Source organism: Bacillus sp. KICET-3, assembly GCF_033261025.1.
Classification (GTDB): Bacteria; Bacillota; Bacilli; order Bacillales; family Bacillaceae; genus Bacillus; species Bacillus sonorensis.
The window spans coordinates 2,062,618-2,087,241 of record NZ_CP137345.1; the positions used below are offsets into that span (position 1 = coordinate 2,062,618).

Genomic DNA, 24,624 nt, shown 5'->3' on the forward strand with positions numbered 1-24,624 from the left:
AGAGACTCGGGAACAATTTTAATAGGTCGTGATAATGATGTTTCAAATCGTATTTGATTCAAAGACGGGGAATGTTCAGCGCTTTGTGGATAAAACGCCGTTTCGGAATAAGCGGAAAGTCAGCGCAGACGAGTATTTATACGAGCCGTTTATTTTGATCACGTACACGACAGGGTTTGGAGAAGTTCCGAAAACAACTGAGATGTTTCTTGAAAAAAACGCCCATCTCTTACTGGGAGTCGCGGCGAGCGGAAACAGAAATTGGGGAGATAATTTTGCGAGGAGCGCAGAAAAAATATCGAGACAGTATCAAGTCCCGATTCTCCACAAATTTGAACTCAGCGGGACGGCTAAAGACGTTGAACTGTTTACTCAGGAGGTAGAAAGAGTTGTCACAAAATCAAGTGCCAAAATGGATCCAGTTAAACAATGAGATCATGATTCAAAAAGACGGGAAATTCCAGTTTGATAAAGATAAAGAAGCTGTACATAGTTATTTTGTAGATTATATCAACCAAAATACGGTGTTTTTTCATGATCTGAAAGAAAAAATCGATTACTTAATTAAAAATGACTATTACGAAGAAGAATTTTTAAGCCGCTACACCTTTGAAGAAATCAAAGAAGTGTTTAAAGAGGCATACGCCAAAAAATTCAGATTCCCGTCATTTATGAGCGCCTTTAAGTTTTACAATGACTATGCGCTGAAAACCAACGATAAGAAAAAAATTCTTGAACGCTATGAAGACCGGATTTCCATCGTCGCCTTATTCTTTGCAAACGGTGATAAGGAGAAAGCGAAGGAATTCGTCAGAATGATGATCAACCAGGAATACCAGCCGAGCACGCCGACTTTCTTAAATGCCGGACGCAAACGCCGCGGCGAGCTTGTCAGCTGTTTTCTCCTTGAAGTCAATGATTCATTAAACGACATTTCCAGAGCCGTGGATATTTCCATGCAGCTTTCCAAGCTTGGCGGGGGCGTATCCCTCAACCTTTCAAAATTGCGCGCGAAAGGCGAAGCCATTAAAGACGTCGAAAACGCCACAAAAGGGGTCGTCGGCGTCATGAAGCTATTGGACAACGCGTTCCGCTACGCTGACCAAATGGGACAGAGACAAGGCTCAGGCGCGGCATATTTAAACATTTTCCACCGCGATATCAACGATTTCCTTGACACGAAGAAAATTTCCGCGGACGAGGATGTCAGGGTAAAAACGCTGTCCATCGGGGTTGTCATTCCGGATAAATTCGTCGAGCTGGCAAGAGAGGATAAAGCGGCATACGTATTCTATCCTCACACTGTCTATAAAGCATACGGCGAACATATGGACGAGATGGACATGAACGAGATGTACGACCGTTTAGTGGAAGACCCGAGGGTCAAAAAAGAAAAAATCAACCCGCGCAAAATGCTTGAAAAGCTTGCGATGCTAAGATCGGAATCCGGGTATCCGTACATCATGTTCCAAGACAACGTCAACAAAGTGCACGCGAACAACCATGTGTCCAAGGTTAAATTTTCCAACCTTTGTTCAGAGGTGCTTCAGGCTTCCCAAGTATCGGCCTACACGGATTACGGCATGGAAGATGAAATCGGTCTGGATATCTCCTGCAACCTGGGTTCTTTGAATATCCTGAATGTGATGAAAAACAAATCGATCGAACAAACGGTCAAGCTTGCCACAGATTCATTGACACATGTTTCAGAAACGACAAATATCACGAATGCGCCGGCCGTCAAAAAGGCGAACAAAGCGATGAAATCGATCGGTCTCGGAGCGATGAACCTTCACGGATATTTAGCGCAGAACGGTATTTCCTATGAAAGCGAAGAAGCCAGAGATTTCGCGAACACTTTCTTTATGATGATGAACTTCTATTCGATTGAACGGTCTGCAGAGATCGCCAAACAAAAAGGGGAAACGTTCTATCAATATGAAGGTTCCACATATGCAACCGGAGAATACTTTGAAAAGTATATTACACAAGATTTCTCGCCGAAATTTGAAAAGATTGCAAAGCTTTTTGATGGCATGCACATCCCGACAAAAGAGGATTGGAAGCGTCTGAAGGAGTTTGTCGCAGAACACGGCTTGTACCACAGCTACAGACTGTGCATCGCGCCGACCGGATCAATTTCTTATGTCCAGTCAAGCACCGCATCGGTTATGCCGATCATGGAGCGGATTGAAGAACGAACATACGGCAACTCAAAAACATACTATCCAATGCCTGGACTTGCGCCAAGCAACTGGTTCTACTACAAGGAAGCGTACGATATGGACATGTTTAAGGTTGTGGACATGATTGCAACGATCCAGCAGCACGTTGACCAAGGCATAAGCTTTACATTGTTCCTGAAAGATACAATGACGACACGCGATCTGAACCGGATCGATCTCTATGCCCACCACAAAGGGATCAAAACACTTTACTATGCGAGAACGAAGGATACAGGGCAAGAAGGCTGTCTTTCTTGTGTCGTTTGATTAAAGGAGAGTATGAGAAAGTGACGAAAATATATGATGCAGCAAACTGGTCAAAGCATGAAGATGATTTTACCCAGATGTTTTACAACCAAAATGTAAAGCAGTTTTGGCTTCCGGAGGAAATCGCCTTAAACGGCGATCTTCTCACATGGAAGTACCTGGGCCAAAATGAGCAGGATACTTATATGAAAGTGCTCGCGGGGCTGACGCTTCTGGATACGGAACAGGGAAATACGGGAATGCCGCTCGTGGCGGAGCATGTCGAAGGACACCAGCGCAAAGCGGTGCTGAACTTCATGGCCATGATGGAAAATGCGGTTCACGCCAAATCCTATTCAAACATTTTCATGACTCTTGCCCCGACAGAGACGATCAATGAAGTCTTTGAATGGGTGAAACAAAATAAATACCTGCAAAAAAAAGCGCGGATCATTGTCGGACTGTATGAAAAAATCCGCCAAGGCGACAAAATCTCGCTGTTCAAAGCAATGGTCGCGTCCGTGTATTTGGAAAGCTTCCTGTTTTACAGCGGCTTCTATTACCCGCTCTATTTTTATGGACAAGGCAAGCTGATGCAAAGCGGCGAAATCATCAACCTGATCCTGCGGGATGAAGCGATCCACGGCGTCTATGTCGGCCTGCTCGCCCAGGAAATTTATAATAAGCAGACGCCTGAGAAGCGGGAAGAGCTGTATGCATTTGCGATCGACCTCTTAAAAGAGCTCTATGAAAACGAGCTTGAGTATACCGAAGATCTGTATGATCAAGTCGGTCTTTCACACGATGTGAAAAAATTCATCCGCTACAATGCCAACAAAGCGCTGATGAACCTTGGCTTTGAACCTTATTTTGAAGAGGAAGAGATCAACCCGATCGTATTGAACGGTTTAAATACGAAGACCAAGTCGCACGACTTCTTCTCAATGAAAGGAAACGGCTACAAAAAGGCGACCGTCGAACCATTAAAGGACGAAGACTTCTATTTTGGCGATAAGTAAAGACAGGGCTTGGGGAATGGTCCCAAGCCTGCAGTCTTTATATGGACTTGAATAAAAGGCGAAATGAGAGCAGAACCGATCTGCTCTTTTATCTTGAGGAGGAAACGGATACAATGGGAAAAATGGATGAAATGATTCTCGTGGCGCCGCGGGAAGAGGTATTTGCAAAAGAAACGCTGACCTTCCAAGGCGTCAATAGCGACCAGGAAACAATTCAGAAGATCATGACACAAATTGAGCGCCATTTCAGCGAAATGAGAAGGGGAGACGCAGAGGAAAACCCTTCTTTTAAACAGCCGATTCCTTATGTCGTCATTAAAAGAGAAGATGAGATATTCGTTTACGAACGGCTTGAAGGAGGCGGGGAAGCACGGCTCCATAACAAGCTTTCTCTCGGATTCGGCGGCCATATGAACTTTGCGGCAGGCCTCGATTTTGCTGATATTTTGAAGCTGAACACAGACCGGGAGCTTAATGAGGAGCTTTTGATCGCTGAATCTGATAAAGAGAAAATGATCACGCTCGGCCTCATTAATGATGATGGAAACAGCGTCGGCGAAGTCCATATCGGCATTCTTTCCGCCCTTGAGCTGAAAGCAGGCGCACGCGTTGAAGTAAAAGAAAAAGACCAGATTGCAGGACGGTGGATGAAAGCCGCCGATCTGAAAGAGAAAAGCGTGTATGACAGACTTGAACCATGGTCGCAATTTGTCGTTGATATCTTAGTATAAATAAAAAGAGGTTTGGTCTTCTCGGCCAAAGCTCTTTTTTTATTGCATATGAAACCAAAATGCGATATATTGGTTTTATGATGGAACATAACATTAAACCGCTAAAAAGAGTCTCGTTTCGTGAAGAAGTATATCAAGCGCTGAAACGCGCGATCGTACATCTCGAGCTGAAACCCGGTCAGCGCCTCCACGATCAGGAGCTTGCAGAGCAGTTCGGAATCAGCCGAACGCCTGTCAGAGAAGCGCTTAAACGGCTTGAGGATGAAGGGCTTGTTGAAGCCGTTCCGGGATCGGCGACGCGCGTCGCCCCGCTGAAACCGGAAGAGGCGAAGCACGCCTTTACCGTGACGGCGGCGTTGCACGCTTTGGCTGTCAAGCTTTCGATCCCTTTTTTAACAAAGGCAGACATAAAACAATTGGAGGCCCATAACAGAAGTTTGAAGCATGCGATTGAAAAGGAGGATATTATAGAAGCAATCGAATCAGATGAGGCCTTTCATCGCGTGTTTTTAAAGGCGTCTAAAAACCCGGAAATTACGCGCGCCCTGGAGAGGATAGCCTCCAAGATATACAGGCTCGAAATGTCGCAGTTTTCTTCAGTCAGCAGTATGAAATCCGTTGAGCAGCATAGACAGATGATCGATGCGTGCAGGAAGAAAGATGCAGAAACGGCTGTCAGACTTGCTGAGGAGAACTGGCTGAGCCTTGGAGACCGGTTGGCCGGGCATCAAGAAGAGGAGTGAAGCAATATGAGGCCGATTATTCTTGGCATTTTTGCCGCGTTCTTTTTTGCCTTTACCTTTGTGCTCAACAGGGGGATGGAATTGGAAGGGGGGAGCTGGATTTGGAGCGCTTCACTCCGTTTCATCATAATGGCGCCGCTTCTGTTCATGATCGTTTGGGCAAGAGGGAATGCAGGACGCGTTTTTCAGGAAATCAAAAAAGCGCCTTACGCCTGGTTCATCTGGAGCACCGTCGGATTTGGCTTATTTTATGCGCCGCTCTGTTTTGCCGCAGCTTTCGGTCCGGGCTGGCTGATCGCCGGCACATGGCAGATCACGATTATTTCGGGCTCGCTGATGGCGCCGCTTTTTTATGAAACGGTGCAGACGCAAGCAGGCCCCGTACAAATAAGAGGAAAGATCCCCTACAAGGGATTGATGATGTCTCTTATTATTTTGGCGGGAGTTGCGCTGATGCAGCTCGAACATGCCGCACAGCTTTCTTTTCAAGACATGCTCTACTGCGTGGTTCCCGTCATCATTGCTTCTTTTGCATATCCGCTGGGAAATCGGAAAATGATGGAGGTTTGCGCCGGCCGTTTGGACGCCTATCAACGCGTGCTGGGGATGACGATCGCAAGTCTTCCTTTCTGGCTGATCCTTTCATTATACGGAGTGATGACAGCGGGTCCTCCCGGCGGCGGCCAAGTCATTCAATCGGGTTTGGTGGCGGTGTTTTCCGGGATATGTGCGACCGTCCTCTTCTTCGCCGCAACCGATATGGTCAAAGGGGATATGCCGAAATTGGCGGCAGTCGAAGCGACGCAGTCCTTTGAGGTCCTGTTTGCCGCAGCAGGAGAGGTTTGGATTCTCTCCAGCCCGCTTCCCGGTGCCGTTTCCAGCGCAGGCATCGCTCTTGTGATCATCGGAATGGTTCTGAACAGCTATGTATCAAACAAAAAAGAAGCGGTCAAAAACGAAGTGCTGAAGGCGTAAAAAACCTGCGTTCCCTAGGGAGGGAGCGCAGGCTTTTTTTATTCCTGATAAATAAATGCATCAAATCCCGCGCTTTTCGCCTGCTGAACTAGCGCTTCAGCATTTTCTTTTGATGAAAAAGCGCCGATCTGCACTTTGTAAAGGCCGTCCCTGTAAATGACAATGGCGTCAAAACCTTTTGCTTCAGCCTGAGCGGCGAGAGAATCAGCATTATTTTTTTCTTGAAAAGCGCCGATCTGGACTTTGTAGTGAGAGGCTGTCTTTTTTGAAAGGTTAAACGCTCTTGCCAGCCCATTCGCATGCCCTCTGGCAAGCGATTGAATAAAAGCTGATGATTTCAGCTTATTGGCGTCATTGACGTTGTCGACGAAGCCGTTTTCCGTCAACAGCGCCGGCATGACCGTTTCTCTTAACACATGGAAGTCAGCGGTTTTTTTGCCGCGATCCCTGAAATCGACGGCTTTTAATATCTCTTCATGAATCCTATCTCTGTAAGTGGTAGTAGGTGCGCCGACGCCCGGATAAATATACGATTCAAAACCAGTCCCCCCGCCGGCATTAATATGGATCGAAAGAAAAAAGTCCGCTCCCCAGCTGTTTGCGGCATTCGTTCTTTGCGTCAGGCTGACAGTCTGGTCGCTTGTCCTGCTTAACTGTACAGAAACATTTTGATATTCATCAAGTAAGATGGTTCTTAAGGCAAGAGCGATTTGCAATGTGACATGCTTTTCCTGCAGACCATTGCCGCTGGCCCCTGAGTCAGAACCGCCGTGGCCCGGATCGATGAAAATTTTAACCATATGACATCACCTCAAAATCAGTCTATGACATACCTGTCCGGAAGGGTTGTACGATCGCCATAAATTAACCGAATTTTGAAAAAATTTAAGCCGTTGACCAGGGGTTGCTTTTTTTCTTTATCTATCATATAATACAACTACGCTGCATTGTACGTAATGATAATTAAGTTTTAACCTTTAAGCTGTAATAGGGAGTTTTATATCGAACCTGGAATGCCAAGCCTTCTTTGAAAGGACGGCAGGAAAGTTTCTGCAGACACCCACTTTGAGGAGTGTGGTTTAAAACTTTCTTACTTGCATACGGCAATTGCAGCACCCAAAGTCATTTTTAGAAATGGCTTTTTTTATTTGTCTAAAAACAGTTTATGATAAAAGTATTATGTTGACTAAAAGTTCTGCGGAGCCGACGATGCACCAAGCAACAAGGTGATCGTCGGGTATGGAACAGACGAAGCCAGAGAAATCGATGAAACGGCTTTTGAAGTCAAAATGCCTGCGGGCGGTATCATCCAGTTTTACCGTGCAGGCGGCGGAGGATGGGGGAATCCTCTTGAACGGGAACCTGAAAAGGTGTTGGACGACGTCTTAAACGAGTTTGTCAGCATTGAATCAGCATTGCACGACTATGGCGTCGTGATCGACCCTGAGACGCTTGCAATTAACGAGGCTGAAACAAAACGCGTGCGGACTTCCCGGATTTCATAAATAAAAAGCTGATCTAAAAGGGATTTAGAAGCCTTTTAAGATCAGCTTTTTTATTTTGCCAGTGCCGGATTTCTTCTATTTAATACAGCATAGCTTTTTATGACATGGTAAAAAGAGGATAATTGCTTTCGGGAGAGAATCTAAACATAACCGGTTTTTCCTTTTAGGCCGGCGGGTACATAACAGATAAGCGCGTGAGGAGGTTAAAAATGAAAAACAGAAAACAGTTTTGGGGGCCTTTCCTGTTCGGCGTCGGTATCATCGCCATGATCGACGGCATCATTTTTCATCAACTGCTTCAATGGCATAGTGTGTACATGGATACAGACCGCCCTCACCAAATCATGAGCGACGGACTGTTCCACCTGTTTTCCCTGGTCATCCTCTTTATCGGGGGAATCATGCTGTGGAACAGGGGAGAGCTGAACGGCCGCCGTCCGCAGCATATATTTTGGGGCTCGTTTCTGCTTGGGGCGGGCTGGTTTAACTTTATAGAGGGAATCATCAACCACCACATTCTTCAGATCCACCATGTCAACCCGCAAAGCCCATACCTGCTCTTTTTTGATCTCGCTTATGATGCATCAGGGCTTTTGATTATCTTGATCGGATGGCTGATCTATCGAAAAGGCAAAAAAAAGTGAAGAAAAAAATTGGTTTGTCCACACACCTTACCTGAATACAATAAGAAATAAAGTATTTCTCGGGAAAGCGCAAAATTCAACAAAGCCGGCCCCGAACGTGTCAGAAATCATCGTAATGTGTCCATTACCTGGGCGGCTGTCACGGTGCAGCGCTTCATGAATAGGATATAAAGAGAGAATCGGTGAGGTGAGTGTGTTGGAGAGGGCTGTTACTTACAAAAACAACGGACAGATCAATATCATACTGAACGGCCAGAAGCAGGTTTTGGCCAATTCTGAGGCGGAAGCGGAATATCAGGCCGCACTGCAGAAAAATGAAGCCAAACACAGCATCCTGAAAGAGATTGAAAGGGAAATGAACACGCTTGTCGGTATGGAGGAAATGAAGCGCAATATAAAGGAAATCTACGCTTGGATCTTCATCAACAAAAAACGGGAAGAACAAGGGCTCAAGGCCGGAAAACAAGCGCTCCACATGATGTTTAAAGGAAATCCCGGAACGGGAAAAACGACCGTTGCCAGGCTGATCGGCAGGCTTTTTCATGAAATGAACGTACTCTCCAAAGGCCATTTAATCGAAGCTGAGCGGGCTGATCTCGTCGGCGAATACATCGGACATACGGCGCAAAAGACAAGGGATTTAATCAAAAAAGCAATGGGCGGCATCCTGTTTATTGATGAGGCATACTCTCTTGCAAGAGGCGGAGAGAAGGATTTCGGCAAAGAAGCGATCGACACATTGGTAAAGAACATGGTTTTAGTTTCTGTGCCACTTTTGAAGTAGATATCCCCAAGGCGGAACGTAGCCATAAATACGCATGGGAAGAGTATGAACGCAGCTTTGAAGAAATCAAAAAGATGCATTTTAAAGACCTGCTGACTGTAGGACAAATAAGTGAAAAATTAAACATCCCAGATTGGATCATACTGGATTTGTTTGAAGCCAAAAAAGTGGACAAGCTTAGCTACCCTGAATTATGCCGGAGACGAAGAGAACTTGATTTTGATAAGCTGTATGATTTGCATTTTAATCAAAGGTTAAGTCTTAACGAGATACATCGACAATTTGGACATTCGCCACTCTACACGAAAAAAGTATTTAAAGAAAAGGGCTTGTCTCATCTTGGTTTTATTAATCAGAACAGTAAAGAGTCATAACCCTTCAAAGCGAAGGGTTTTTCTTTTATAAATTTCGATAAAATCATTATTTTATTGAGAATCTAAAAGGGATCACGATAACTCCTTCTCATTTTTCCATCTTGTTAACAAATGCCTTTGCTTGAGGGATGTCTGCTGTTTTTAAGAGGTGTTTACAAAGCTCTGCAAACCCCTGTTTGTGAAGGCTATACAATAACTCCTCATCTGGGGTGAGCTATTCATGAACCTCTTTTCTTTGTTGTGTCAAGAAAAAATCCTCCTTTTTGTAAAAGTGACCAATTTAATTTAACAAATATTTCAGAGTCTCACTAGAGAAAACGAACCTGTTATTTGTAAATAAATGTTTAAAAATGAGAAAAAGGTGTTGCTGGGGTTCAAGGATAATGGTACTATCATATCTGGGAAAGGAGGGATTATCTGTAAGTCCAAAACTGAAAGCACCTAAGAACTTTCATAAGATGTTACAAATTTTTAGTTAAAGGGGATAGCCATTTTATGAAAAAGTTTTTACAAGGTCTTTTGATAAGTATGTTGGCATTGACAGTCCTATTTGGTTTTGATTTTAAAGGGGTACAAGCACATTGCTATCAAGCTAAAATTTTATAGTACCCCCAAAACGAAAAAAAACGACTTTGTATTAAAGTTGCAAATGATTTTTTGCTCTGAAGTATTTTTCTTTTTTTAGTTGTTAGATAAGAATCATATATCTTAATAGATTATTTTTTAATTATTAAAAAATTTCAGATATTTACATAGATACCAATAGGTGATATTATATAAAAAATAAATGCGATGAAGAGAAGAGTAAATAAAGTGAATTCTATACAGAGAACCCTGGTAGCTGAGAAAGGGTTAGAATTTCTTTATTGAAGCAAGCCTCAGAGCAGCACGTCGGAACCTTTTAGGAGGGGGTGATGTGACGGGAGCTCCCGTTATAGAGCTAAGGTATAAGCATTTTTAAATGCCGTACCTGATAAGGTTAATATGGCGACATATTAATAAACTAGGGTGGCACCGCGATGATAAATCTCGTCCCTAAGACTTCAAGTCTTGGGGGTGAGATTTTTTTATTTTGTTTTAAGTGTTGCATTCTATCTAATTATATTTTAGGAGGAATTCAATTGAGTTTTAAAAAAACATTGGAAACTTGGCGGTATCCATCTATCTTATTGTTTAGTATTGGTGTTTCAAGTGTTGGTAGTTGGGTTTACTTTATTGCTCTAAACCTAATCGTTCTTAACATAACAGAATCGGCAATTGCTGTCTCTGGTTTATATATTATTAGGGCTTTATCAACATTGTTTACTAATATTTGGTCAGGAAGTCTTGTAGATCGTTCAAATAAAAAATATCTCATGATAGCACTAGGTGTCTTTCAGACTGTGCTAATTGCATTGTTACCTTTCTTCTCTTCTTTAGGGGTTATATATGCTATGGTCTTTCTTATTACAATAGCGAGCTCTATGTACCACTCAACATCGGTAACTTATATTACAAAGTTAATACCAATAGGACAAAGAAAACGTTTCAACTCTTTACGTAGCCTACTTGATTCCGGAGCATTTTTGACTGGACCAGCAATAGCGGGAATGATGTTTACAATTGGTACACCTAATATGGCTATTTATATCAATGCTGGAGCTTTATTTTTATCTGCATTAATTACAGTAGGAATGCCTAATGTTGAATCCTCTGCACAGTTAGAAAAAACAGCAGATACGACAAAATTATCTCTTAGGTTATTAATAGATGATTGGAAGCTTGTTATTGGATTTAGCCGTAAGTTTCTATATGTCATGATAATTTATCTTTTATTTAGTGCGATGGTAGTCATGATGACAGCTACAGATTCATTGGAAGCTGCTTTTGCAACTAGGATACTTTCTTTATCAGAAGGTGAATATGGAATTTTAGTTAGCATTGCTGGAGCAGGAGTATTGGTAGGTTCTTTATTTAATGCAATAATTAATGAAAAAATACCTACCTCATGGCTTATGGGTATGGGTTCCTTAATAACTGCAGTAGGTTATATGATTTTTACATCTTCTAATACCTTTTTTATAGCATCTGTAGGGGTTTTTGTTTTATCATTTGCTACTGCCTTTTCTAATACCGGTTTTGACACTTTTTATCAAAACAATATACCTGTTGATGTGATGGGCAGAGTTGTAAGTATTTACGGGTTTATTGAGGCTTTTTTAATTATTACATTTACTGTAATCTTTGGTGTTTTTTCAGAGCTTATATCTATACGATTTGTTGTAGTGTCAGGAGCATTTGTAATGTTTTTGATATCTATTATACTATTTATTTGCAGTGTTCAACCATCAAAAGCAAAATTCTATTCTAATTCAAATGAGCTTAAAGATTCGTTTCAATAAATTCTTTGTTTAATAAATAAAATTAAATAATAGTGATGAAATAAAAAGGATCTTTACTGAAAGATTCTTTTTATTACCAATAACGAAGGTCATGTAAACATAGGTAAATAACAGAATTAATTATTAAACGGCTATATAAAGTACTGCCATAAAGCTAAAGTTTTGCACTATCCATAAAACTAAAAAGACGTTATCCTTTCTGTAGAATCATAGGAAAGGATGGCGTTTTTGTATGTCTATTTCTGTATCCGATGAATTACAACTATTTGCTCAAGAGATTCAAAGCTTTTTATCTCCACATATCTTACGAGATCTTGCTAGAGATGTTGGTTTCGTGCAACGAACCAGTAAATACCAAGCAAAAGATTTAGTCGCTTTATGTGTATGGATGAGTCAAAATATCGCTACGACTTCTTTAACTCAATTATCTAGCTGTTTGGAAGCATCAACAGAAGTGCTCATCAGTCCTGAGGGATTGAATCAACGATTTAATCAAGCAGCTGTCCAATTTTTACAACACCTATTAACTGAACTACTAAACCATAAATTGACCTCATCTATGCCGATTTCTTCTCCATATACTTCTGTTTTCAAACGTATTCGTATTTTAGATTCAACTGCATTTCAACTTCCAGATCCCTTTTTGTTCGTTTATCCAGGTGCGGGAGGATGCAGCCATAAAGCGGGAGTAAAGATTCAGCTTGAGTATGATTTATTAAGTGGACAGTTCCTTCATATTCATACAGGTCCAGGTAAACAACATGATCGAACCTACGGTTCCCTGTGTGTCCCAACTGTAACAGCGAATGATTTATGTATCCGAGATTTAGGTTATTTCCATTTGAAAGATCTTCAACATATACAAGATAAAAAGGCTTACTATATCTCTCGTATCAAATCGAATACACGTATTTATCAAAAAAATCCTAACCCTGATTATTTTCAAGATGGCAGAATCAAGAAAGGTACAGAGTATATCCAGATTGATATGGAGGTTTTAATGAACTCTCTTCAATCAGGACAAACATGTGAAATATCCAACGCTTATGTAGGAATGACTGATAAAGTCCCAACTCGTGTGATTGTTCATCGACTAACAACAGAACAACAACAAAAACGATTACAAGATCAAACTGTAAGAGAAAAAAAGAAAGGAATGAAGTATTCTCCTCGTAGTAAACGACTTAGCGGTATCAATGTATATATGACAAATACTCCTACGGATATTGTCCCAATGGGACAAGTACATGATTGGTATTCTTTACGTTGGCAAATCGAGATTTTATTTAAAACGTGGAAATCATTCTTTCATATTCATCATTGTAAAAAGATAAAACGAGAACGATTGGAATGCCATTTGTATGGGCAACTGATTGCCATTCTACTCTGTTCTTCTACCATGTTTCAAATGCGGCAATTACTTCTTAGAAAAAAGAAACGAGAACTGAGTGAATATAAGGCCATATATATGATTAAAGATTACTTTCTTCTTCTTTTCCAAGCTATACAGAAAGACACCCAAGAGCTATCAAAGATTCTAATTCGCTTGTTCAACCTCCTACAGCAAAACGGGCGAAAATCTCATCGATATGAGAAGAAAACAGTCTTTGATATATTAGGTGTCGTTTACAGTTGTACCATGTCTGATAATCAAGCGGCTTAAATCAAAAAATGAAACCCGTTAGGGTTTATTTCGTATGCAAATCTTTAAAATCCCTACACGTAGCCTTTAGAAAAAAGAAACAACATCTACTATAATTGACGTTGTATGAGCTTAGCTTGATAGCGATGGGGTACAAGCAGCATCCTTAGAAACGGAGAATGAGGCTACAGAATCATTGCTCAAGGGTACTCTTAAGTTTGAAGTTGACGAAAATAAAACTGCTAAACTTAAGGAAGTTGATTTCAGGGATGAAAAAGAGCAAATTAAAAGAGCAGACCAGGAAGCAGCTAAACTTAAGCATGATTATTTAATCCATTCAAATCCAGGTGCTGTTAGTGAAGATGGTAAACGAGTCGACCTATACTCAGAAAAACAAAAAAACAATAATAAAATTAAAGGAAAAGTACCTGGATACGTCGAAATTCAAGTTGAAACTTTGCTCAATCCAAAAAATCACACAATCACCAATGTCATAAGAATCGGTAAAGTTATGGGTGAAAAACCACTATACATCAACGCCTCCCACGATCTACTTGCAAGTCGCTACTACAATGGTAAGTTTATAAAGGTGTTAAATCATACAAAGAAATTCTCAGTACTTGAAATTAAACCCGGAAGCAGTTCGTCAAAAAGCTTTAGGGTAGGGGCTTCTAGTTACTATAAGAGAGATTATGCAGCAACAGTAGTCTGGAAAGATTCTCCACCTATAGCGGATGCAAGTAAGAGTTCGCCTTTTCTAGCAAATAAAAAACCTGCTCTTTATCCACACGCTAAGGATAGTCACACTAAACAAGTAATGGGAGCTCCTGCAGATGCAAACATGAAAGTTGTTCCAAAAGATAAGAGGGAAGATAGAGATCCTAACTTAAGAAAAAAATTCAAAAAGTGGTATATTAAAAAATACGGAGAACCAAAATGGAACTGGGATAAATACGAAGTTCATCATGTTATTCCTCTAAAATATGGGGGGAGTAATGATATGAGCAACTTGTTTCCTCTTGAAAAAAAGTTTCATCAAAAGACTGTAACACCTTGGTGGAGTGCATATTAATCTATATGTGAGGCGATGTATTTGACTAATTTTGTGCATAACACTGTGAATGGTCTAAAGAGTCTTTTAGACTCAAACGGGGTTATTAAACTATTTGGTTCCGAAGGAGAAGTTACTGAAACACTTGTTACTTTCCCTGCCTATGGTGCATCTTATGAGGAGATTCAAAACTTTGAATCCAAACATCAACTATCCCTCCCAAAAGATTACACAAAATTTCTGACGCAGTACAATGGCGCCAGAATTTTTGATATTATTTCTGATGGCGAGAACATAGGTGGTGGACTCCATTTATTCAGCCTTGAAGAAGTTGAAGAACAACTGGGATATGTGGAATTGTTTGAAGGCGTAAACGGCATTCCGATAGGGCACCTCTTGGAGGAATGTCATCTAATGATTGACAAGAATAGAATTGATCAGGGTGATCCAAATTATCTCTATTTATTTGAAGATGGTCTTGAGTACACACCGTTAAACTTGAATTTTGAGATATTTCTAGATCGCTATATCATGTGCCAAGGGCAGCCATTTTGGGATTGGCGTTATCGAACAGCAGAAAATTATTATAGATAATGAGCATAAGACAGTCAGACATGGCTGTCTTTTTGTGTCTAAAACAAACAGGAATGATGAACTAGTCTATTCGATTCATTTTCATGGATAAGCAGGATTTATTCGCCAATACTCTTCTATAAAGTGGTAAAATATATACTGATTGTAACTTTTGTATTAGAGGAGAATGTCATGAAAACTTTGGACGTTCAGGCGTTGCACAAAGCAATTGACCATACGCTGGAACAGTTAAAAAAGCAATCGGATGAAATGGCTAAAGTCAAAAAAAGCGTTAAAGCCATCACATCCCTTGACGATGCCTTAAAAGGAAAAGGGGGAGATGCGATTCGTGCTTTCTACGAAGAATGCCACACCCCGTTTCTTCAGTTCTACGAAACTTTCATCGACGAATATGAATCAGCATTGAAAAAAATCAAAAATGCACTGAATTCCCTTGAACCGAATCACAACGGATATATATCGCAGACCTTTCTCGAACACGATCTGGAACAAGGTTTAAACGCGGCTGATCGAACAACAAAACATTTGGTTTCCAAAGCCAACGCCACGATTGCAAAAGTCAGCCATATTGTCGATCTTCCAGATTTAAATGACAACGATTTTCACGAACAGAATAGAAAAGCATTGACTGACATCAATCAGACAATTGAAAAGCTGCATACGTTTGACAGGGAACAGACAAACGCCCTCAAAACGGCTGAAAACGATCTTGAGACGATGCAACAATACATAAAAAGACTTGAAAAAATGTATACGGGGCCTAAAATTGAAATTGCCACCTATCAAAAAGGATCGATTTTAAAACCGGATGAGTTGGATGCTTTGAGCGGGAATCAAGAGGCAGCGATGGGAGTCATGTTGGATAAGCTTGATAAGAGATCAAAGCTTGAAAAAGAGATTAGTGAAGTTAGCGAACATGATGTTAAAATGTACAAGTTAAAGAAAAAGCTCGAAAACGCATCCAATTCAGAGGAATACATTAAGATTGCTAAAGAGATTGGGTATGAAAATCTAGATTCAGATCAGAAGCTATATTTATGGCTGCTGGAGAAAAAGAAGTACGTAGAGTCCGATCCGATTGGATTTGTTGACGGAGTAAAAGATAATCTCGTCGATACGGGCGTTGGTTTATGGGATGCTGTAACCCATCCTATGGAAACACTTGAGGGCATCGGCAATGCGATCATTCACCCCGTAGATACCTTTAACATTATAAAAAAGGATATTGAAGAATCCTTTGAACGAGATGTGATCAATGGTGATTCCTACAGTAGAAGCCATTGGTTCGGATATGCCCTTACAACGGTGGGAACATCGATAGTAGGCACAAAAGGAACAGACAAATTAAGCAAAGTATCGAAAGCCGGGAAAATCGGGAAAGCTGGATCTAAAGTAAAGGCAGCTTCTAAAAAAGCAGTGAGCAAAACGATTAAGGTTTCGAAAGAAGCTGTGGAAAAAAGCGTAGCGTCTTTCCAAAAAACGATGCAAAGGGTCGCTTCCAAAGTAAAAGGGATTCATATACACAATCCTTTTGAGCCACAAGTTCAGTTGGCTGGTGGGGGGAAAGTACCTTATAATGCTATTGATGGTGAAAACTTTAAAGACACCCTTATTCGGCGTATAAAGGAACTTGCTGATGTTGAGAAAGGCGATATCAGAATAAATAAAGCTACTTCCGAAAAAGTCGTTAATGCCTTGTCTAATTTCAAAAGCAGAAAAATGACATTTGGAAATCAACGGTTCTTACTAGATAAAAAAGGGATGAAGCATATTTTGGAAAGACATCATCCTGAATATTGGGACGGATCAGTTAAAACGACACAGTCTTTTTTCAAGAAGGATTTGTCTATAGAAGACATAGCTAATGCGATAGAATCTATTTTAAAACAAAACCGAGGGGTTTTGACTGAAAAAGACTTTAGGGGAACAACAGGTAAGCAGCAAATAACAGGAACGTATAACGGAGTAAAATATGTAGTTGGTTTTAAAAAAGGACGAATAGGTCAATTCTATCCAGTAGAGTAGGTGAAAATTTTGTTTTATATTAATACATTAATTCGTAGACCAGATAAAACAATTACTGATTTATCGATATTGAAATCAAAGCAAAATGATTATTTTGTAGATATTAATAACATGAATGATTTAAAAAGTATTGAACATATATTGGATTTTGACTATCTTGAAGGCGCAATAATAATAAAATTTAATGATCAAATTTTGATGGATGTAACCACATGGGATTTAGTTGATGATTTGTGGGCATATTTATTAAATGTAATCGAGAATGTTTTGAACACAGGATATGGTGAAACTTACTTTCCAGATCAGCCGTTACGTTTAAGTATGCGATCATTAGCTAATGATTTATTATTTTTTGAATTAGATGCTCCTACTCAAGTTAAAGCTGCCGTACCTAAAAGAGACTTCCTTCTTGCTTTAATTGAAGGGGCGGACTATTTTTTTGAAAAAATGAATGAATCCTATGTTAATAACGTAGATTATAATGGTGAAATTGATATGATTGAGTCTTTGAGAAAAAAATTCCTTGCTGATATTTAAAATACACCTCCCATAAATTAGATAAGTGTTTCGGTGGTTTGTCCGAAAGATGTTGGTCATAAACTATATATTATTCTGAAAGAAATTTTAATGGGGTACAAAGGCTCTCTGGAAAGAGAGCTTTTTCTTTTGGGCTGTGGATGAGATTGATCAGATCTAAACCATGTCCAACAAAGTTATATACTATGTGTGTTAGGAGGTAATAATGTAATGGATAAGAAAAATATTAATTTCCTCGAAGAATTGCTTTATAATACAGAAAAAGACAGCACAATAAGTCAGGTAAGAAACATTGATGACCCTTTGTTGCTCCATGTTTTTGCAGCTAATTATAATTGGAATAGCGGCTTTGATGTCCCAAAAGCAATTCTTGAAAATGAGAATTGTGATTTTGGAACGGGATTATTAATGTTCCATTATGCAGATGGTTATCGTATGCTGGAAAATCCAGATGATGTTTCAAAATCTACTTTAGAAGAATGGAAGGATTTTTTAGTCCAAACTTATAATAAGCTTATAAATTTGCAGTTTAAATCTCAGAACATTTCATTTGACCCTGAATTAACAAAGATTCAAAAGTTTAAGTTGAAAAAAAGCAACCCGAATATTTCGGATATTTTACTTGATAAGTCACCAGGACATGTGGTTGATGTTCCAAAAATTTAATTCATTTCAAAAAACCTTGAAAGGCAGTTGCTAATCAAGGTTTTTTATGTTCAAATCAAAACAGATGAAATGAAGAGCCGCCAAACAATACTTAAAATAGAGATTAAGGAGTGTTTCATTTGTTGTTTAAAAAAGTAGAGGGTTTTATAAATGACAACAAAGATCATGCGACTTTTACTGGGGGAGTTTCTGAAGAAAAAGTTAAACTTATTGAAAACGAACTTAATGTCAATCTTCCAGAGAGTTATAAATGGTTTTTAAGAAATTATGGTGCGGGTGGAATGTTCGGTGTATTAATTTTCGGATATAATATTGACACCGCTACAGTTGTTAACAAAACTGTAGAATACAGAGAAGATTACAACTTAGCAGAAGGATTAGTGGTCATAGAAGATATTGACTTCTTTGCTTATTGTTTAGATACAAACAAGATGGAGAATGGGGAATGTCCAGTATTTATATGGGATCAAGAAAATGGATATGAAAATGTTGTGGCCAGCAGTTTCATTGAATATTTTTACGATAAGCTTAAACGAATGAAAGAAAACTGGGAAGAAGACGAAGAATGGGAAGATGAAGAGTAATCAGATTATCCTCATCCTTAATAAGGGTGAGGTTTTTATTTTTGGAAATTATAAGAAGGGATTTTCGTTCAAATAATTGTTAAACATAAAAAAGTCCTATAAACTATAAGTAAATAATGGTTTTTAGGAGATGGGGAACATGTTCAATGAAAGAGAAGCACTCCGATTAAGACTTGAGCAGCTTAAAGATGCTGAAATTAAAATCATGCGCGAACTTCGAACTGAGCGTAATAGGATTTACGTAAAGTTACATGAATTAGACAGTCAAGGTGATTCATCCGTAACGAATAAAAAATCATTAATTGAACTTGTCAGTGAAACTGCAAAAGCCTTAGAAAATAACAAGTCTAATGAAATTTCATCAAATGATTCCACACCAAAACCAAGAAGAAAGCCTAAACCTGGCACAAAAGCCTATAAGCATCGTGAAGCAGCTTTAAAGGTTTTACAGGAACATAAAGGTGAAATAAGGAGTTATGAGCTTCAGAAGGAAATTGAAAAAGAAACGGGTATACCAATCAACAATATGACAACTTTTATGCAGGGATTGATGAAATTCTATCCGGAAGTTGAAAAGACATATCGCGGTCGATATGTTCTCAGAAAAAGTAAAATGAACGCAATGAATGAAAGTCCTTCTGATTAAGGGCTTTTTTGTTTGGAACCTGTTAAATTGATGTATAATGAAGGGGAACGTATATTCGGTTAACGAGGTGATGGGGTATGAAACCTGTTATTTCAGATGAACTTGCAAATGCTATCCACGAAAAAATCATTATTGATCTTTGTATTCATGCAGTAGAGACAAGAATGAAGAAAACAGAATCAGATAAAGACCAAGAAATTGTTGAATACTATGAGGGTAAGTTGAAGAAGCTCTTTTCAATAAGAAAAGAGTTGAATGACTTTCTAAAAAAGGAAAACACAAAGATTCAAGAAGTTGTCGTATGTGATGATATGTTTGTGGAGTATCCTTATTATATAAGAACTAAAGAAGGGGGGATAAAGGAGGGGGAGGCAAGGTATTGGAAAGCGGCGTTGAAATTGCATATGAAGAATAAGCTGGAAGGATTGTGAGAAAAATTTGACCATTATCAAAGTATGAGTGTCAAATTCACATGTTGTTACAGTAGAGAGGGAAGATCGGGGCTTATAACCCAGCTTTCTTGAAAAAGTAAGATGTACATGGGAATTCCTTTGCAAACTTTAGGCGTATTCTGTAAAATATTATCATAGGACTGGAGGAAGACTATTACAAGGAGGGTAAATAATGAAAGTTGTTGCCTCTGTTGATGTGGCAAACCTCATCAATACTTGGTATGTTCACATCAAAAAGAGAGAGGTTTCTCAGGCCATAGAGTTAAGAGACAGGATTGTAAAGCTTTTTGATGAGATGGAAGAAGATCAAGATGTTTTGCTTTATTTTAATTTGCTTGACTACAGATTTAGAGTTTTAATGGAAGACATTGCAGGAAAAGAACCTTCTTTACCTCCAAGCGCTGAGGATAAAGCTAAAACTGATGGAATGTTAAGGTATTATTATTTTTTGTTTAAAGGAATGTATGAGAGTGCCAAAAATAACTATTCTCAGGCACTTATGTGTTTCAGGGTAGCAGAGAGAATGTTAGACAAGGTTGAGGATGAAATAGAAAAAGCTGAGTTTCACTATAAACTAGGCAACCTCTACTACTTCACTAAAACTACCTTACTCTCTTTCCATCACCTTTCAATAGCTAAGAGTATCTATCAAGCCTATGAAGAATACAAAATACAGTCCATTAATTGTACTGTGCTACTTGCACTTAACTACATAGATGATGGAAGAATTATGAGAGCTGAAAATATGTTAAAAGCTTGCGCTGATAGATTAATCAAGATGAATGAGTATCACTTATTATCTGCTGTTTATTATGATTTAGGCTTTTTAAAAATCCAAGAGGACAAACATACTGAGGCTATTCAATACTTTAACAAGTCTTTTGAAACAAATGATCTGAAAAAGAATGCTCCCATAATGTACTTGCAGTGTATTTATGAGTCAGCAAGGTCAAATTATAAATTAGGAAATGTGGACAAAGCTCTTGAATGGGTGCAAAAAGGTTTTGAATTTTCACAAGAGACAAACAATATAAATTTTTCTTTGAAATTTTCTGTTCTTAATACTTGTTACACTGCTCCTCTTGATGGTGTAGATCAAGTCAAAGAGTTTATCAACAGACTGGAGGCAAGGAAGGCTTATGTAGACATTGAGGCACTTGCTGAGGATGTGGCATATGTTTATATAGCTTTAAAAAATTACAAAGTTTCCACATACTTCTTGGAAAAAGCCATAAAATCAGGTAAACTAACAGGAAAGGAGGTTTTATAATGAAAAAATTAGCTGTAACAGTTTTTATTACTGCAACTCTGGGGCTTGTTTTAGCAGGTGCTACAGGATTCTTAAATGAAACATTCCACACAGACAACACAATCAACTTACTTGCATCAAGGGGAGCGGGTTCATAACCACACAAAACAAAAATACAGAGAGACTTACAGTCTCTCTGTAGCCATCTGTATTCACTTCTGTAAGAAACATGCTCTTAAGGATCTCAATAAATACAGCACATTTGTTAATTGACTTAATCATGACATGTTTTCTTTAAGAAGTTGGCTGTTCCTAATTAATTGTAATGCGTTACATTCTTTTTTAGATTGACCAAAAGTATGTAATGCATTACAATTATTCTTGAATTTCACTTTGGGAACTGCTCAAAATGCAACCATCACCGAAGACTGCAATTGACAAAAAGTATACCATTGACTATAATAAATGGTGAAGCAACAACACAATAAAACTGCATAATAATGTTATATTAGTTAGATTAATGAAATGCATTACATCTTAGCATGGAACATAAGCCATTTTATTAAGCAAAAGTATTGCAAATTAGTTTTATTTTATGAAAAAATGCATAAAATAAAAAAGACCCGACTGCTGGGAACAGTCGAGTCAATCGCACAAAGCAGGCCAATAGCGGCCAAAGCTCTTTTGTGTCTTTTCTATTGAAATAGACTACCCCTGTAACTTTCCAGGTCTCAAGGGTGGTCTATTTCTTTTTTAGATATGTCAACAATGCCAGAATGAACATTCCAAACATAAACATCAAAGTTAAACTCTGATAAGTTGACATTTTTCTCACCCCCTTTCTATCGGGAGTGAGCCAGACCGCCCTTGAGTGAGCCGCTTTGTACAGCATTTAGTATACCATATAACTGGGTTTTTGGGAAAATTTTATTATCTAGAGGTAAAATTTGTTGGCTGAACCGAAATGTTACCTCTAGATAATAAAAAAGAAGAGGGGGAAAGTCCCCTCTATGCTGAGTTACATTTGTTTTAAAAAATCTCTAATCACCTGCAACAAAACCGTTGCGTCCTCTTTGTTCATATCCATAACCTGTTCAGTTGCTATCCCATCGTTAACTTCAAATTTTAAAATAGGCTCCATCAACGTATTTGTTGATGTTTGAGTTGCATTATTCTCTGTATTCGAATTATCAGGAGAAGCAGCATCATCATCTGAAACCACAGGAGGAATAACAAGACGAAGCGTTATAAATTTATCTTCACCAGTGTCAATTTTGACTTCCGAAAAATTTGAAGGATAGGGGGAGTATGTAATTGTTGTTTTCATCAAATCAACCCTTTACGATTATTCTCTTGGTTTTTCATAATCCATTGCTTGTTCGCTGTCAGAGATACCTTTAGTTGTTGGATCAACGATAATGCCCATTGCAGTCAAAAACGCAAGGAAGGCATTAAATTTCTCCGTAAGGTCATTGCCAAATGCAGTCAAATCATATCCAAATGCTGCAGCGATTGATTGAACAAATAAAAGTGTTGCGGAGAAAATTGCTACAAGGAATGTTTTCTTTTTAAGTCTTACTTTCCAGTTGATTTTAGTCATAATATCAATCTCCTTTTCTTATTTAAGTCCAAAATGTATAAGCAACCATGCACCGACTAATGTTGCAATCACGGTTGGCAAAACTTTGTACATAAGATCTTTACCGAACTGACCTGGGTCGATTTTTCTATTGGAATCTGATTGCTCAAGAATGCCCACTCGATTATCGAGCTTTTCATATGATTTACTTAAATTTTTTAAGCTGTTATTCATCTCAGTCAATGTGACAAATTGTTCTCGCGATTGTTTTTGGGTATCTTTGTTTATTTCGATTTGTTGTTCCATAAGAGTTGTTAGTCGGCTCATGTCTTCAGTTCTTGCTTCTAAATTTGTAATTTTTTCTTGATGATTTTTCATTTTTTCTTCTAATACACTTAATCGTGTATTTACATCTACTTCTGCCACAAATTCAACCGTCCTTTATCCTTAATAAAGAAGGTGTACGTCATCCCACGTTGTTCACCTCCAAAAGAAATAGAGGATATTCATTGATAAATTTAGATCAACAAATATCCTTAAAGATATTTAAAAATCAATTAGACTCTTGTACCAAACTGACCTGAAACATAACCGCGTCTGCCATTGTAAATGACTTCCCAATAGCCTTTAGGGTTATTTTTCCCTTTCACTGATCCAGAAATGTCAATTTTGCTGCCAAGTTTAACTGTTCCGATATTCTTTGAGTTGTTACGATCAGGTTTGTCCATGACAATTGCAGCATTTGACACTCCAACAATTTTAATTTTCCCTACAGATTTAATGGAAGAAGATCGAGAGCTAGATTTTGTTGCTGTTGATTTAGAAGGGGAGGAGGCAGTCTTCACATTGCCTGAAAGTTCAACATATTTATCAGATGCAGTAATGTAATATGTTGCTCCTTTAGAGTTTTTAACTTTGTACTGATAAGCACTTCCAACCTTAACTTTTTCAACAACAGTAGGGAAACCATAGCCTTTATTCACTGTACCAACAACATCTCTGTCTTCCCAAGAAGGTTTAGAATAAAAGCGAAGACCATTAACTTTTGATTTCAGGGAGCCACTTGCAGCAGTAGAGGAGGAAGAACCTTTACTAGAGGGAGCTGTAGAATTTGAAACAGTTTTGTTTCCGAGCAGTCCATCAACTTTTTTGCGAAATGCTGCCAGCTTGCTTGAGTCACTTACCCAAGGAGCAGGGCAGCTTTTATTTGTGACATCGTAATGACGGACGATTTTATCTGTAGACAATTTGAATCTTTTACAAAGATCAGCAACCAATTCAGCAGCATTCTGCACAGTTTCATCATGAATGGTGCCGTTTTTCTCCACGCACATTTCAACGGAAATCGATGTTTGGTTCGCATTCGGCTTCAGGAAGCTCACAAAGCAGCGGTTTTGATCGTGTGCATGATAAGCCATTTCATTTTCAGGAATAATATATTGCGCTTCATTTCTATCTACAAAGTAATGAGCAGAAGCATAACGTTTGTCAGCAATACATGTACCATTGAAATAATTTCGCTCATTTAACGCACTAGCTCCTGGAGTTGCAGTCCAGTGCATTACAATTCCTTTAACGCCAGAAAGCTTTAGACCTGGACGAGTGTATTGATTGACTTTCACAAAATTTTTTACGACTTTAACCAAATTAAATCACTCCTGTTTGTTTTTGAGCATTAAAAAAGAGACTGGCTGTTTACCAATCTCTCTCGTTCTCACATATGCTCTTGTTTTCTCTGTTTTGCTAATATGTAATTTGAATGAAATCTAAATTTTATTTAAAATTGAATCACCTCCTTTAAGTCTTACCTTTTAGCTTAGCAACTTCATCCTCTAAAGTTTTCAATCTCTCAAACAATTCAGATGCGGTGAGAATGTTTTTCCCATCTGTGACCGCAACAGTGTAGATGTCTTCCCATTTATCTTTCTTTTTGTTGTAGAAACTTAATGTATTCATCTGAACCTCCAATCGT

General features: G+C 38.9%; 28 protein-coding genes, 1 other RNA gene, 1 pseudogene and 1 other annotated feature. Of the genes and pseudogenes, 23 read left to right on the forward strand and 7 right to left on the reverse strand.

Features of this window, described 5'->3' with window-relative positions; genetic code table 11:
• Nucleotides 1–37 precede the first annotated feature (37 nt).
• From nrdI to R5H20_RS10160, 6 genes are all read left to right on the forward strand, one after another.
• Nucleotides 38–433: a class Ib ribonucleoside-diphosphate reductase assembly flavoprotein NrdI gene (nrdI, locus tag R5H20_RS10135; RefSeq protein ID WP_006640255.1), complete on the forward strand. Its 396-nt coding sequence runs from the start codon at nucleotides 38–40 to the stop codon at nucleotides 431–433.
• A complete protein-coding gene (gene nrdE / locus R5H20_RS10140; protein ID WP_006640254.1) occupies nucleotides 390–2,492 on the forward strand; it encodes a class 1b ribonucleoside-diphosphate reductase subunit alpha in 2,103 nt (700 codons plus the stop codon). The genes nrdI and nrdE overlap by 44 nt, the downstream gene beginning before the upstream one ends.
• 20 nt (nucleotides 2,493–2,512) lie before the next feature.
• On the forward strand, nucleotides 2,513–3,490 hold the full coding sequence (nrdF, locus tag R5H20_RS10145) for a class 1b ribonucleoside-diphosphate reductase subunit beta (RefSeq protein ID WP_006640253.1): 978 nt from the start codon (nucleotides 2,513–2,515) through the stop codon (nucleotides 3,488–3,490).
• 113 nt (nucleotides 3,491–3,603) lie between these two features.
• Entirely contained in the window at nucleotides 3,604–4,221 is a 618-nt protein-coding gene (locus R5H20_RS10150; RefSeq protein WP_006640252.1) for a hypothetical protein, read from the forward strand.
• A gap of 77 nt (nucleotides 4,222–4,298) precedes the next feature.
• Nucleotides 4,299–4,964 carry a GntR family transcriptional regulator gene (locus R5H20_RS10155; protein ID WP_006640251.1) on the forward strand — a complete coding sequence of 222 codons (666 nt, stop codon included), beginning with the start codon at nucleotides 4,299–4,301 and terminating at the stop codon, nucleotides 4,962–4,964.
• 6 nt (nucleotides 4,965–4,970) lie between these two features.
• A complete protein-coding gene (locus tag R5H20_RS10160) occupies nucleotides 4,971–5,939 on the forward strand; it encodes a DMT family transporter (protein WP_006640250.1) in 969 nt (322 codons plus the stop codon).
• Nucleotides 5,940–5,977: 38 nt separating this feature from the next.
• Here R5H20_RS10160 and R5H20_RS10165 read toward each other — a convergent pair whose 3' ends face one another.
• On the reverse strand, nucleotides 5,978–6,739 hold the full coding sequence (locus tag R5H20_RS10165) for an N-acetylmuramoyl-L-alanine amidase (protein ID WP_006640249.1): 762 nt from the start codon (nucleotides 6,737–6,739) through the stop codon (nucleotides 5,978–5,980).
• Between the two features lie 136 nt (nucleotides 6,740–6,875).
• Between R5H20_RS10165 and ssrS the strand changes: the two genes are divergently transcribed.
• From ssrS to R5H20_RS10250, 17 genes and pseudogenes are all read left to right on the forward strand, one after another.
• A non-coding RNA gene (gene ssrS, locus R5H20_RS10170) (6S RNA) lies at nucleotides 6,876–7,059 on the forward strand.
• Nucleotides 7,060–7,165: 106 nt separating this feature from the next.
• Nucleotides 7,166–7,444 (forward strand): hypothetical protein, encoded by a 279-nt coding sequence (locus tag R5H20_RS10175; protein WP_006640248.1) that lies wholly within the window; start codon nucleotides 7,166–7,168, stop codon nucleotides 7,442–7,444.
• A gap of 209 nt (nucleotides 7,445–7,653) precedes the next feature.
• A complete protein-coding gene (locus tag R5H20_RS10180; protein ID WP_006640247.1) occupies nucleotides 7,654–8,088 on the forward strand; it encodes a DUF2243 domain-containing protein in 435 nt (144 codons plus the stop codon).
• Nucleotides 8,089–8,281: 193 nt separating this feature from the next.
• Nucleotides 8,282–8,842 (forward strand): annotated as a pseudogene (locus tag R5H20_RS10185) (AAA family ATPase); the annotation flags it as partial.
• Between the two features lie 104 nt (nucleotides 8,843–8,946).
• Nucleotides 8,947–9,246 carry a hypothetical protein gene (locus R5H20_RS10190; RefSeq protein ID WP_048355661.1) on the forward strand — a complete coding sequence of 100 codons (300 nt, stop codon included), beginning with the start codon at nucleotides 8,947–8,949 and terminating at the stop codon, nucleotides 9,244–9,246.
• A 783-nt stretch (nucleotides 9,247–10,029) separates the two neighbouring features.
• Nucleotides 10,030–10,286, forward strand: a binding site (T-box leader).
• Nucleotides 10,287–10,367: 81 nt separating this feature from the next.
• Nucleotides 10,368–11,627, forward strand: a complete 1,260-nt coding sequence (locus R5H20_RS10195; RefSeq protein ID WP_088272943.1) for an MFS transporter — start codon at nucleotides 10,368–10,370, stop codon at nucleotides 11,625–11,627.
• 232 nt (nucleotides 11,628–11,859) lie between these two features.
• Nucleotides 11,860–13,290, forward strand: a complete 1,431-nt coding sequence (locus R5H20_RS10200) for an IS4 family transposase (RefSeq protein WP_088272942.1) — start codon at nucleotides 11,860–11,862, stop codon at nucleotides 13,288–13,290.
• A 175-nt stretch (nucleotides 13,291–13,465) separates the two neighbouring features.
• Entirely contained in the window at nucleotides 13,466–14,341 is an 876-nt protein-coding gene (locus R5H20_RS10205; protein WP_224254492.1) for an HNH endonuclease signature motif containing protein, read from the forward strand.
• A gap of 21 nt (nucleotides 14,342–14,362) precedes the next feature.
• Nucleotides 14,363–14,914 carry an SMI1/KNR4 family protein gene (locus tag R5H20_RS10210; RefSeq protein WP_157678846.1) on the forward strand — a complete coding sequence of 184 codons (552 nt, stop codon included), beginning with the start codon at nucleotides 14,363–14,365 and terminating at the stop codon, nucleotides 14,912–14,914.
• Between the two features lie 171 nt (nucleotides 14,915–15,085).
• A complete protein-coding gene (locus R5H20_RS10215; RefSeq protein ID WP_088272940.1) occupies nucleotides 15,086–16,939 on the forward strand; it encodes a T7SS effector LXG polymorphic toxin in 1,854 nt (617 codons plus the stop codon).
• A gap of 9 nt (nucleotides 16,940–16,948) precedes the next feature.
• On the forward strand, nucleotides 16,949–17,476 hold the full coding sequence (locus tag R5H20_RS10220; RefSeq protein ID WP_088272939.1) for a hypothetical protein: 528 nt from the start codon (nucleotides 16,949–16,951) through the stop codon (nucleotides 17,474–17,476).
• A gap of 210 nt (nucleotides 17,477–17,686) precedes the next feature.
• Nucleotides 17,687–18,142 carry a DUF4274 domain-containing protein gene (locus R5H20_RS10225; RefSeq protein WP_088272938.1) on the forward strand — a complete coding sequence of 152 codons (456 nt, stop codon included), beginning with the start codon at nucleotides 17,687–17,689 and terminating at the stop codon, nucleotides 18,140–18,142.
• A 119-nt stretch (nucleotides 18,143–18,261) separates the two neighbouring features.
• Entirely contained in the window at nucleotides 18,262–18,726 is a 465-nt protein-coding gene (locus tag R5H20_RS10230; protein ID WP_088272937.1) for an SMI1/KNR4 family protein, read from the forward strand.
• A gap of 139 nt (nucleotides 18,727–18,865) precedes the next feature.
• The gene (locus R5H20_RS10235) at nucleotides 18,866–19,372 is read left to right on the forward strand and encodes a Rok-like winged helix domain-containing protein (protein WP_088272936.1); all 507 of its coding nucleotides are present in this window, start codon (nucleotides 18,866–18,868) and stop codon (nucleotides 19,370–19,372) included.
• 77 nt (nucleotides 19,373–19,449) lie between these two features.
• Entirely contained in the window at nucleotides 19,450–19,803 is a 354-nt protein-coding gene (locus R5H20_RS10240) for a hypothetical protein (RefSeq protein ID WP_006640234.1), read from the forward strand.
• A 193-nt stretch (nucleotides 19,804–19,996) separates the two neighbouring features.
• Nucleotides 19,997–21,094, forward strand: a complete 1,098-nt coding sequence (locus R5H20_RS10245) for a response regulator aspartate phosphatase (RefSeq protein ID WP_006640233.1) — start codon at nucleotides 19,997–19,999, stop codon at nucleotides 21,092–21,094.
• Nucleotides 21,094–21,231, forward strand: coding sequence for a hypothetical protein (locus tag R5H20_RS10250; RefSeq protein ID WP_006640232.1), 138 nt, complete (start codon nucleotides 21,094–21,096; stop codon nucleotides 21,229–21,231). The genes R5H20_RS10245 and R5H20_RS10250 overlap by 1 nt, the downstream gene beginning before the upstream one ends.
• Nucleotides 21,232–21,815: 584 nt before the next feature.
• Here R5H20_RS10250 and R5H20_RS10255 read toward each other — a convergent pair.
• From R5H20_RS10255 to R5H20_RS10280, 6 genes are all read right to left on the reverse strand, one after another.
• Nucleotides 21,816–21,965, reverse strand: coding sequence for a putative holin-like toxin (locus R5H20_RS10255; protein ID WP_156183647.1), 150 nt, complete (start codon nucleotides 21,963–21,965; stop codon nucleotides 21,816–21,818).
• Between the two features lie 126 nt (nucleotides 21,966–22,091).
• A complete protein-coding gene (locus tag R5H20_RS10260; protein WP_006640230.1) occupies nucleotides 22,092–22,400 on the reverse strand; it encodes a hypothetical protein in 309 nt (102 codons plus the stop codon).
• A gap of 18 nt (nucleotides 22,401–22,418) precedes the next feature.
• Nucleotides 22,419–22,673, reverse strand: coding sequence for a phage holin (locus tag R5H20_RS10265; RefSeq protein WP_006640229.1), 255 nt, complete (start codon nucleotides 22,671–22,673; stop codon nucleotides 22,419–22,421).
• A gap of 18 nt (nucleotides 22,674–22,691) precedes the next feature.
• Nucleotides 22,692–23,078 (reverse strand): hypothetical protein, encoded by a 387-nt coding sequence (locus R5H20_RS10270; RefSeq protein ID WP_006640228.1) that lies wholly within the window; start codon nucleotides 23,076–23,078, stop codon nucleotides 22,692–22,694.
• A 131-nt stretch (nucleotides 23,079–23,209) separates the two neighbouring features.
• On the reverse strand, nucleotides 23,210–24,298 hold the full coding sequence (locus tag R5H20_RS10275; RefSeq protein ID WP_006640227.1) for an N-acetylmuramoyl-L-alanine amidase: 1,089 nt from the start codon (nucleotides 24,296–24,298) through the stop codon (nucleotides 23,210–23,212).
• A gap of 151 nt (nucleotides 24,299–24,449) precedes the next feature.
• Entirely contained in the window at nucleotides 24,450–24,608 is a 159-nt protein-coding gene (locus R5H20_RS10280) for a hypothetical protein (protein WP_156415981.1), read from the reverse strand.
• Nucleotides 24,609–24,624: the final 16 nt, after the last annotated feature.

What these genes read in the sequence shown, in the direction of transcription:
- nrdI (WP_006640255.1), top strand. Translation starts at nt 38, where the DNA reads ATGTTTCAAATCGTATTTGATTCAAAGACGGGGAATGTTCAGCGCTTT.
- R5H20_RS10150 (WP_006640252.1), top strand. Translation starts at nt 3,604, where the DNA reads ATGGGAAAAATGGATGAAATGATTCTCGTGGCGCCGCGGGAAGAGGTA.
- R5H20_RS10155 (WP_006640251.1), top strand. Translation starts at nt 4,299, where the DNA reads ATGATGGAACATAACATTAAACCGCTAAAAAGAGTCTCGTTTCGTGAA.
- R5H20_RS10160 (WP_006640250.1), top strand. Translation starts at nt 4,971, where the DNA reads ATGAGGCCGATTATTCTTGGCATTTTTGCCGCGTTCTTTTTTGCCTTT.
- R5H20_RS10165 (WP_006640249.1), bottom strand. Translation starts at nt 6,739, where the DNA reads ATGGTTAAAATTTTCATCGATCCGGGCCACGGCGGTTCTGACTCAGGG.
- R5H20_RS10180 (WP_006640247.1), top strand. Translation starts at nt 7,654, where the DNA reads ATGAAAAACAGAAAACAGTTTTGGGGGCCTTTCCTGTTCGGCGTCGGT.
- R5H20_RS10190 (WP_048355661.1), top strand. Translation starts at nt 8,947, where the DNA reads ATGCATTTTAAAGACCTGCTGACTGTAGGACAAATAAGTGAAAAATTA.
- R5H20_RS10200 (WP_088272942.1), top strand. Translation starts at nt 11,860, where the DNA reads ATGTCTATTTCTGTATCCGATGAATTACAACTATTTGCTCAAGAGATT.
- R5H20_RS10215 (WP_088272940.1), top strand. Translation starts at nt 15,086, where the DNA reads ATGAAAACTTTGGACGTTCAGGCGTTGCACAAAGCAATTGACCATACG.
- R5H20_RS10225 (WP_088272938.1), top strand. Translation starts at nt 17,687, where the DNA reads ATGGATAAGAAAAATATTAATTTCCTCGAAGAATTGCTTTATAATACA.
- R5H20_RS10235 (WP_088272936.1), top strand. Translation starts at nt 18,866, where the DNA reads ATGTTCAATGAAAGAGAAGCACTCCGATTAAGACTTGAGCAGCTTAAA.
- R5H20_RS10240 (WP_006640234.1), top strand. Translation starts at nt 19,450, where the DNA reads ATGAAACCTGTTATTTCAGATGAACTTGCAAATGCTATCCACGAAAAA.
- R5H20_RS10245 (WP_006640233.1), top strand. Translation starts at nt 19,997, where the DNA reads ATGAAAGTTGTTGCCTCTGTTGATGTGGCAAACCTCATCAATACTTGG.
- R5H20_RS10250 (WP_006640232.1), top strand. Translation starts at nt 21,094, where the DNA reads ATGAAAAAATTAGCTGTAACAGTTTTTATTACTGCAACTCTGGGGCTT.
- R5H20_RS10255 (WP_156183647.1), bottom strand. Translation starts at nt 21,965, where the DNA reads ATGCTGTACAAAGCGGCTCACTCAAGGGCGGTCTGGCTCACTCCCGAT.
- R5H20_RS10260 (WP_006640230.1), bottom strand. Translation starts at nt 22,400, where the DNA reads ATGAAAACAACAATTACATACTCCCCCTATCCTTCAAATTTTTCGGAA.
- R5H20_RS10265 (WP_006640229.1), bottom strand. Translation starts at nt 22,673, where the DNA reads ATGACTAAAATCAACTGGAAAGTAAGACTTAAAAAGAAAACATTCCTT.
- R5H20_RS10280 (WP_156415981.1), bottom strand. Translation starts at nt 24,608, where the DNA reads ATGAATACATTAAGTTTCTACAACAAAAAGAAAGATAAATGGGAAGAC.